The following is an 8,714-nucleotide window of genomic DNA, read 5'->3' as shown; positions in this document are numbered from 1 at the left end:
TCATTATCTCGCGGGGGCCGGAGCGTCACTGAGCGATTTTATCCGCTCAGTTTGACTTTTGTTACTGTTTTTATTCAGGATTTGGAGCCAGTGCGATGAGAGGGTTGCGGATATTTAGCCTGTTTTTTTTACTGTATCTTCCGGCCGCGTTTGCCAATAAGGAAATTCCGATCTGGCCAGATGAAGTGTCAGCAAATAATAAATTTATTAATTTTAGTAAAAACCCGGCCATTAATAACCGGGCTGTTACCCACGTCGATGCGCCACAAATGATTTATGTTCCGGCAACAGGAAAAAATAATCATGCGGCGGTGCTAATCATTCCCGGTGGGGGTTTTTCTTATATTATGAAAGATCTTGAAGGGCTGGACGTGGCCAACGTGCTTAGCCAGCAGGGCTACGCTTCATTTGTGTTAATTTATCGTCTGCCACACGACGGTTCAGCGCAGTATCGCCAGCAGGCTTTTGCCGATACCCAGCGAGCGCTGCGGCTGATTCGGGCCAATGCGCAGCAGTACCAGGTAGCGCCTGACCGCATTGGCGTGATGGGCTTTTCCGCCGGTGCCTTTCTCGCCGCCAATCTGAGCAACACTCCCGATGAAGCTAACTATCAGGCGGTCGATGCGCAGGATAAGGTGTCGGCGCGCCCGGATTTCAGCGCGCTAATCTATCCGGTGCTGTCGCTGAAACAGGGCGTGACCCATCCAGGCACGCGCGCGGCGCTGTACGGAAAAGATCTCAGTGCCCAACAAATGGCGCAGCTTTCGCAGGAAGATCGCGTCAGCGCACACACGCCGCCGACTTTTCTGGTGCAGGCGCTGAATGATGGCACCGCCTCACCGCAAAACGCGCTGGGCATGTTCAGCGCACTGCGGCAGAACAAGGTCAACGTGGAGCTGCATCTGTTCCAGCAGGGCGGTCACGGCTTTGGCACCGGCCAGAAGCAACACCTGCCGGTGCAAAACTGGCTCACCCTGTTCCACGCCTGGCAAAGCAGCCTGGTGAAGCGGTAAGCGGGAAGCGCCGCGGTAACGCAGATGCCGCAGAGGAAACGGAATTCCTCCCTGGGCAGTTATACGGTGTCTGCCAGCACACCGTCGGTTAGCCTGGCAAGGATTTGATGATAACTGCTGCACGGCAACTTACCGATCAACACACGGTTATGGTTACCGGCCTGAGCGAGAGGGTGAGCGCTACGTCAAACGGCTGTGTCTCGATAACTCTTTGCAGACGATTTATGAGGCTTCCATTTGATTGCGGTGTACGAAAGCAAATAAATCACTCATGGTTTTGCAGTGAAGTTTATCCATTAACCGGCTTTTATAGGTACTGACGGTTTTATTACTGACGCCCATCCGCGCCGCGATGCGCATATTATTCAGGCCCTTAATAATGTGATGAAAAACCTGAAACTCCTGTGGTGACAATGATTCAATCATTTTTTTCTCCGCCAGCGTGCTTTCCTGCTCCATTTGCTGCATAAAACCGCCCAGCGGGAAATAACCGTAACCACGTTGTGTCGCCTGAATAGCAGTGGCGATCTCTGGCATATCGGTTTTTTTACTGACAAAGCCATTGGCGCCGCTGCGCAGGCTCTGCACGGCATACACGTTTTCATTTTTCCCGGAAATAACGATGATTTTTCCTGGAAAACTCTGATCGCGCAACGACTTAACCACTTCAATTCCGTCCAGCGACGGCAGGTCGATATCAATGATGACGATATCCGGCTGCTGCTGCTGAATCAACGTTACCGCTTCCCGGCCATCGGCGCTTTCGGCCAGCACCGTATGTCCATTTTGTTCCAGCAAATAACGAACGGCCATCCGCGCGATCGGATGGTCATCAACCACAACGACCTGAGCCATAGTTAACCTTTTCCTGATGAGTGAATGACAGGTCAAACTTTAGCCGCTCGCTGAATTTTATATATTGCGTATGATCAAGAACAATAAAATAATTATTTGTAGTCTATGTCCTACAAGATTAAATTAATTATAAAAGGGAAATGGTTATTCCGCCTGGAGGAGTTATCTTTCCTGGTGGGAAATAAATATTCCCTTTCTGTCACTCACTTCATTAATTAACTTATGCCCAATCGCCTTTTCACCGTAATTTCTTTTACTGTGGCGGTCTGCCTTTTCCCATTTGGCAGCCTGATTAACGCGGATGCCTGGTCAGGGCGCCATCCACCCTCAGCCGGGATAAATTGTTGCCGCCAGCGTGGTTTGCTACAGTAGCGGGAATTTCAGAGGAAACGTCCATGCCACGCGATAACCGCCTGTCCCGCTCGCTGCACGCGCTCATTCATCTTGATCGTCACGTTAAACGCGCTACTTCCGATGCCATGGCAAAAATGCTCGGCACCAATCCGGTGGTGGTGCGTCGCATGATGTCGGGGCTGCGTGAAAAGGGGTATCTGGTGTCGGAAAAGGGGCACGGCGGCGGCTGGGAGCTGCGCGCGGACCTGCGCGATATCACGCTGCTGGATGTGTACCAGGCCATCGGCTCCCCGGCGCTGTTCAGCATTGGCCCGACGGCCGATCCTTCGCCCTGCCTGGTGGAACATGCGGTGGACGCCCGGCTTGACCAGGCGCTGGGTGAAGCCGAAGCGCTACTGCTGCAGCGCTTCAGCCAGATTACCGTGGCGGACATCGCCGACGATTACCTGCAAAAAATGGCCAGCCTTGGGCTGGATCCGCACATCTTTCCGCGCTGCAGCGACTAGCCGGCGCGGCCGTTAATCCTGCTTCTGCAATTTGATCTGCGCGTCATGCTTCATCACATGCGTGGTGACGGCGGCCTGAAACACTTTAAACATCATACCGCTGACAAACGTGGTCAGCGTCAGCGTGATGAAGGCTGTCATGATCCAGTCGACCAGCGGCCAACCGCTGTTCAGCAGCGTCGGGTGGTAAATCAGCATCGCGGCAAACACCACCCAATGGCTCAGGCAATAGAAACAGTGAAACAGATGACCGAGCAAGGCGTGTTTGCGTGCGGTCCAGGCGCGCAAACCGGCAAACAGTTCGGTCTGTGTCATGGTCATCGCGATGCTGGCTGAGGCCAGCGCAATCGCCAGGCACACACCCGTGTCAGAGAGTAAAAAGGCATGCATAGATTTTCTCCTTTGTGACGATTGGCGCAGCGGAAAGAACGGCGGCTTATCCATCATGTAACTTACAATATTACATGATGTGTGCTGGCGCAACAGCGTGTTCTCCCCGCCAGAGTAGTGGCATGTAAATTGGCGAGTTATCGCTATTTATTGGCTTTATGCGCAAACACAGCCAGTCGTCCTGTTTTTACAATGTCGCAGATTGAGTCGCACCACGGCATCAGGAGGAGAGGATGGATATTCACGCAGCCGTTATGCATCAGCTGATGATGTGGATAGAGGCGAATATTGAACAAAAGCTCATGCTGGAGACGGTCGCGCGGCGGGCCGGTTATTCGCAGTGGCATTTGCAGCGGCTGTTCCGCAGCTACACTGGCGTGGCGCTGGGAGCCTATATCCGTGAACGCAAGCTGACGGCTTCCGTCATCACCCTGCTCAGCAGTAATACGTCGCTGATGCAGATTGCGCTGCAGTTTGGCTTCGATTCACAGCAAACCTACTGCCGCACCTTTCGGCGCATGTTTGACCTGCCGCCCGGCGCGTTTCGCCGCAAATACCGGCACAGCCTGCCACCGATTGACGGTCCGGCTAGCCTGCTGATGCTGCATTCGCAGAGTCGGCTGGCGTCGTAAAGTATTTGCCTGGCGTTGAGCCGAAGGCGGCGCGAAACGCGCTGATATAGCTGCTGACGCTGTCGAAGCCCACCTGCCAGGCAACCTGCTGCACGCTGTGGCCTGCCGCCAGCCCTTCCAGCGATTTCAGCAGGCGCGACACCTGACGATATTTACTCAGGCTCATGCCAACCGCGCTGGACCAGTGGCGACTCAGGCTGCGCGCGCTCAGACCAGCCCACTGCGCCAGCTCCGGCCCGGTGCGTGTATCAGCCGGATCGTCCATCAGCAGGCGTGCAATCTGCCGCAGGCGTGGCTCTTCCGGCAGCGGCAGGGTGAGTTCCTGCGGCGTGGATTCGTACAGTTCATCAAGAAACACCTGACCCAACCGGGCATAGCGCGCGCTGCTCCACAGTTCAGGCTCCAGCACCGCCAGCCGTTCAGCCAGCGGCTCCAGTACTGTCGGGCAGGAGAGCAGCACCGGCCGATCCGGCAGCGGCGCAGCCAGCGCTTCGTCAATCAGTACCGTCCAGCCCAGCACGCGCCCCGGCCCGACAAGGGCGTGGTCAAACCACGGCGGAATCCAGCCGACCAGCCGCGGCGGATTAGCAAAAATGCCCGACGAGGTGTTCACCGTCATCAATCCCTGGCGCAGACAAAACAGCTGACCGGCGGCATGACGATGCGTGCGTCGCTCGCGATCCAGCTCCTTCGACAGTGACACGGCAATGACTTTGGGCGCATCCGGTCGCATCAGCCGTTGGCGCAGCTCTTCCTTACGCGGATCGCCAGAGAACGGAAGGTTGTCGGATGGATGGATGAGCATGGCTGGGCCTGAGTGGTGAGTGGCGGAAGATCACAGGAGTCGAACCTGCCCGGGACCGCTGGCGGCCCCAACCGGATTTGAAATCCGGCCGCCTCACCGGAGACGACGATCTTCCTTTGAAGATGCCGCGCAGTATAGCGGCAATTGGCGGCAAAATCTTGATCGCAGCGGGGCGTTATTGCACCTTCTCGCCGTGATGCTGCCGATACTCCTTTGGCGTGGTGGCGTAGCTTTTCTTAAACACCGAATAGAAGTACTGCAGGGAAGGATAGCCGCACATCTGCGAAATTTCATTAATATTCAATGAAGAGCAGGCCAGCAGTTCACGCGCTTTCTCCAGCTTTTCTCGGTGAATCATGGCGTGAATGGTGTCGCCGGTCTCATCGCGAAAACGCTTTTCCAGATTGGAGCGCGACATGCCAATCGCATCCAGCACCTGTTCGACCTTGATGCCTTTACAGGCGTTAAAGCGGATGTAATGCATCGCCTGAATCACCGCCGGATCGCGCAGCGAGCGAAAATCCGTAGAGCGGCGGGCAATGACTTTCACCGGCGGCACCAGAATACGTTGCAGCGGCAGCGTTTGCCGATCGAGCAGGCGATGCAACAGCTTGGCGGCCTGATAACCCATCTGGCGCGTGCCCTGGGCCACCGAAGAGAGCGCCACGCGGGACAGATAGCGCGTCAGCTCTTCGTTATCGATGCCGATTACGCTGAGCTTCTCCGGCACCGGAATTTTCAGGTATTCACAAGCCTGCAGCAAATGACGTGCACGCGCGTCGGTCACCGCGATAATGCCGGTCTGCGGCGGCAGCGTTTGCAGCCAGTCGGCGAGGCGGTTTTGCGCGTGCTGCCAGTTTTCCGGCGCGGTTTCCATCCCCTGATACACCACACCCTGGTAGCGCTCGCGCATCACCAGCTGGCGAAACGCCTGCTCGCGCTCCTGCGCCCAGCGTTTGCCACTGGCGGCGGGCAGGCCGTAAAACGCAAAGCGATGAATGCCTTTCTCTTTCAGATGCAGAAAGGCACTCTCCACCAGCGCAGCGTTGTCGGTGGCGATGTAGTGCACCGGCGGATAATCCTGCTGCCGGTGATAAGAGCCACCAACGCCGACAATCGGCACCGGCACATTGCTGAGCAGGCTCTCGATTGAGCTGTCGTCGTAATCCGCAATGACGCCGTCCCCCAGCCATTCGCGGATGTTGTCGATGCGGCAGCGGAAATCCTCTTCAATGAATATATCCCAGTCGGTTTGCGAAGCCTGCAGATACTCGCCGACCCCTTCCACTACCTGGCGGTCATACACCTTGTTGGCGTTAAACAGCAGCGTAATACGGTAACGTTTTTCGTGCATCGTGGCGCGCTCCCTTAAACCTGTTGCGCATTGCATAGCACGGCGGAAAAGGCAGCAGAAATTGTTTGCGCCACATTGTGATCGCCCACGCGATTACACCCGGCGGCGCGTGGCCGTATCCATCCACACCGCCAGCAGTAAAATCGCCCCTTTGACGATGTACTGCCAGAAGGTCGGCACGTCCATCATGCTCATGCCGTTATCCAGAGACGCCATGATGAAGGCGCCCATCACCGCGCCGGCCACCGAACCGACGCCGCCCGCCAGGCTGGTGCCGCCAATCACGCAGGCAGCGATGGCGTCCAGTTCGGCAATATTGCCCGCCGAGGGCGAGCCAGCACCAAGACGTGAGCTGAGGATCAGGCCGGCGATAGCCACCATGACGCCGTTGATGGCGAACACCGCCAGCTTGGTGCGTGCCACGTTGATGCCCGACAGGCGCGCTGCATCAATGTTGCCGCCGATGGCGTAAATCCGTCGTCCGAAGGCGGTGCGCGTGGCCATAAACATGCCGCCAAGCAGCAGCAGTGCCAGCAGCAGGACCGGTGTCGGCACGCCGCGGTAATCGTTTAGCAACCAGATGGCACCCAGCACCAGAACAGCGGTAATCGCCTGGCGTGCCACCGTGCCGCTGGCGGCCGGTTGTGATAACCCCAGCTGCTGGCGACGCAGCCGCAGCCGCCATTGCCAGAGAATAAACAGCGCCAGACCGGCGAAGCCGAAGCCAAAGCCAACACCGCCCGGCAAATAGCTTTGCCCGATCTGCGACATCGCCGGCGTCGTTGGCGCTACGGTGGTGCCATCGGTAATACCAACCAGAATGCCGCGAAACGCCAGCATGCCCGCCAGCGTAACGATGAACGAGGGCACTTTACGGTACGCGACCCACCAGCCATTCCAGGTGCCCAGCAGCAGGCCAAGCACCAGCGTTACTACGATGGTCAGCGGCAGCGGCCAGCCGAGCCAGACGTCAAAGATGGCCGCGGCACCGCCCAGCAGGCCCATCATCGAACCGACGGAAAGGTCGATCTCCGCCGAGATAATGACAAACACCATGCCCACCGCGAGGATGCCAGTGATGGCGGTCTGGCGCAGCAGGTTAGAGACGTTGCGTGGGCTAAGCCAGGCACCGTCTGTGGTCCAGGTGAAGAACAGAGCGATAAGCACAATCGCTCCCAGCATCACCAGCACCTGCAGATTGAAGCGCGGAAACTTGCCCGGCGCTGGCTTACCCGGGGTACCGGACAGGCTCTGGCTACTTTCAGTTTTAAGCATAATGTTCGCTCCGCAGGGCAGCTTCCATGACCTGCTCCTGAGTCAGGTTGTCGTTAATCAGATCGGCTTTGATTTGCCCTTCGTGCATCACCAATACGCGGTCACTCAGACCCAGCACTTCAGGCAGTTCGGAGGAGATAACAATCACCGCGATGCCCTGCTGCACCAGCGCGTTAATCAGCAGATAGATCTCCTGGCGAGCGCCGACGTCGATGCCGCGCGTCGGTTCGTCCAGAATCAAAATGCGCGGATTGAGCAGCAGGCATTTGGCGAGGATCGCTTTTTGCTGATTGCCCCCGCTGAGTCGGCCAATCGCCAGCTCGGGTGAAGAGGTTTTGACACGCAGACGGCGGATAGCATCGTTGATCGCCTGCTGCTCCTGCGCTTCATCCAGCGTGGAGAAGCGATGGCTGTATTGATCCAGCGCGGCCAGCGTGATGTTTTTCCCCACGCCCATCAGTGGCACGATGCCATCTTTTTTCCGGTCCTCCGGCACCATGGCGATGCCGTGCGCAATCGCTGCCCGGCAATCGTCGATCTTCACCTGCTGGCCATCAATCCATATTTCGCCCTGCCAGCGACCGGGCCAGACACCAAACAGGCACTGGACCGTTTCGGTGCGTCCTGCGCCCACCAGCCCGGCAATACCGAGAATTTCGCCGCGCTTCAGGCTGAACGACACATTATTAACGCGGCGCACGTGGCGGTTGACCGGATGCCAGGCGGTGAGGTTTTCGACTTTCAGTACCGTTTTGCCGATCTCGTGCGGCTGGTGCGGATAGAGTGCGGTGAGCTCGCGACCCACCATCATCGTGATGATGTCATCTTCACTCAGCCCGGCCGCTGGCCGTGTGGCGATATGCTGACCATCGCGAATCACACAGATGGTGTCCGAAATCGCTTTGACCTCATTAAGCTTGTGGGAGATGTAGATGCAGGCAATACCGTGCTCGCGCAGGTTAGTGATAATCCCAAGCAGCACTTCGGTTTCCTGTTCGGTGAGCGACGAGGTCGGCTCATCAAGAATTAGCAATCGCACCTGCTTATTCAGCGCCCGCGCGATCTCTACCAGTTGCTGCTGGCCAAGGCCGAGCTCGCCAACTTTGGTGGCAGGCGAAACGTTAAGTTTGACCCGCTCCAGCAGCTGCTGGCAGCGCAGCGTCATGGTTTCATCATCGACCATACCGAAGCGACCGAGCTCGGCACCGAGGAAAATGTTCTCCATGACCGTAAGCTGCCGCACCAGCGCCAGCTCCTGATGAATAATCACAATGCCTTTGCGCTCGGTGTCGCGGATGGTTTGCGCCTCGATGCGATCGCCGGCAAAGCGAATTTCGCCGTCAAATTCGCCGTGCGGGTAAAGCCCGCACAGCACTTTCATCAGCGTCGATTTGCCCGAGCCGTTCTCACCGCACAGCGACATGACTTCACCGGCTTCGAGCCGCAGGCTGACGGCATCCAGCGCTTTCACCGCGCCGAAACACTTGGTGATGTTGTTCATTTCCAGCAGCATCGATCTGCTCCTTCGCG

Annotated in this window: 9 protein-coding genes and 1 tRNA gene; 3 read left to right on the top strand and 7 right to left on the bottom strand. The window is 57.3% G+C overall.

The features are described 5' to 3' along the window. Window positions 1-95: 95 nt before the first annotated feature. On the top strand, window positions 96-1,013 hold the full coding sequence (locus QMM04_RS03650; RefSeq protein WP_150361092.1) for an alpha/beta hydrolase: 918 nt from the start codon (window positions 96-98) through the stop codon (window positions 1,011-1,013). 222 nt (window positions 1,014-1,235) lie between these two features. On the opposite strand, the gene QMM04_RS03645 is transcribed toward QMM04_RS03650, so the two are convergent. Further along, entirely contained in the window at window positions 1,236-1,868 is a 633-nt protein-coding gene (locus QMM04_RS03645; RefSeq protein WP_058758170.1) for a response regulator, read from the bottom strand. A gap of 395 nt (window positions 1,869-2,263) precedes the next feature. Here QMM04_RS03645 and QMM04_RS03640 point away from each other — a divergent pair, with 395 nt between their 5' ends. Next, window positions 2,264-2,728 (top strand): Rrf2 family transcriptional regulator, encoded by a 465-nt coding sequence (locus QMM04_RS03640; RefSeq protein ID WP_104189531.1) that lies wholly within the window; start codon window positions 2,264-2,266, stop codon window positions 2,726-2,728. Between the two features lie 12 nt (window positions 2,729-2,740). Here QMM04_RS03640 and QMM04_RS03635 read toward each other — a convergent pair whose 3' ends face one another. After that, window positions 2,741-3,118: a hypothetical protein gene (locus QMM04_RS03635; RefSeq protein WP_021506874.1), complete on the bottom strand. Its 378-nt coding sequence runs from the start codon at window positions 3,116-3,118 to the stop codon at window positions 2,741-2,743. Window positions 3,119-3,351: 233 nt separating this feature from the next. Between QMM04_RS03635 and QMM04_RS03630 the strand changes: the two genes are divergently transcribed. After that, entirely contained in the window at window positions 3,352-3,750 is a 399-nt protein-coding gene (locus QMM04_RS03630; RefSeq protein ID WP_104189533.1) for a helix-turn-helix domain-containing protein, read from the top strand. Here QMM04_RS03630 and QMM04_RS03625 read toward each other — a convergent pair. The 5 genes from QMM04_RS03625 to QMM04_RS03605 form a co-directional block, all read right to left on the bottom strand. Continuing rightward, window positions 3,707-4,555, bottom strand: a complete 849-nt coding sequence (locus tag QMM04_RS03625) for an AraC family transcriptional regulator (RefSeq protein ID WP_058775596.1) — start codon at window positions 4,553-4,555, stop codon at window positions 3,707-3,709. The two genes, QMM04_RS03630 and QMM04_RS03625, sit on opposite strands and share 44 nt — an antisense overlap. A 20-nt stretch (window positions 4,556-4,575) precedes the next feature. Beyond that, window positions 4,576-4,670, bottom strand: a tRNA-Sec gene (locus QMM04_RS03620). A gap of 60 nt (window positions 4,671-4,730) precedes the next feature. Then, window positions 4,731-5,909, bottom strand: a complete 1,179-nt coding sequence (gene xylR, locus QMM04_RS03615) for a D-xylose utilization transcriptional activator XylR (RefSeq protein ID WP_058775595.1) — start codon at window positions 5,907-5,909, stop codon at window positions 4,731-4,733. Window positions 5,910-6,002: 93 nt separating this feature from the next. After that, a complete protein-coding gene (gene xylH, locus QMM04_RS03610) occupies window positions 6,003-7,184 on the bottom strand; it encodes a xylose ABC transporter permease XylH (RefSeq protein ID WP_058758166.1) in 1,182 nt (393 codons plus the stop codon). Then, complete coding sequence (locus QMM04_RS03605) at window positions 7,177-8,697, bottom strand: xylose ABC transporter ATP-binding protein (RefSeq protein WP_282995654.1); 1,521 nt, start codon at window positions 8,695-8,697, stop codon at window positions 7,177-7,179. The genes xylH and QMM04_RS03605 overlap by 8 nt, the downstream gene beginning before the upstream one ends. Between the last annotated feature and the right edge of the window lie 17 nt (window positions 8,698-8,714).

This window comes from Pantoea sp. Pa-EAmG, from assembly GCF_030024295.1.
Taxonomy (GTDB): Bacteria; Pseudomonadota; Gammaproteobacteria; order Enterobacterales; family Enterobacteriaceae; genus Pantoea; species Pantoea dispersa.
Note: the sequence above shows the minus strand (reverse complement) of the source record. Positions and strands in the feature narration are given on the sequence as shown.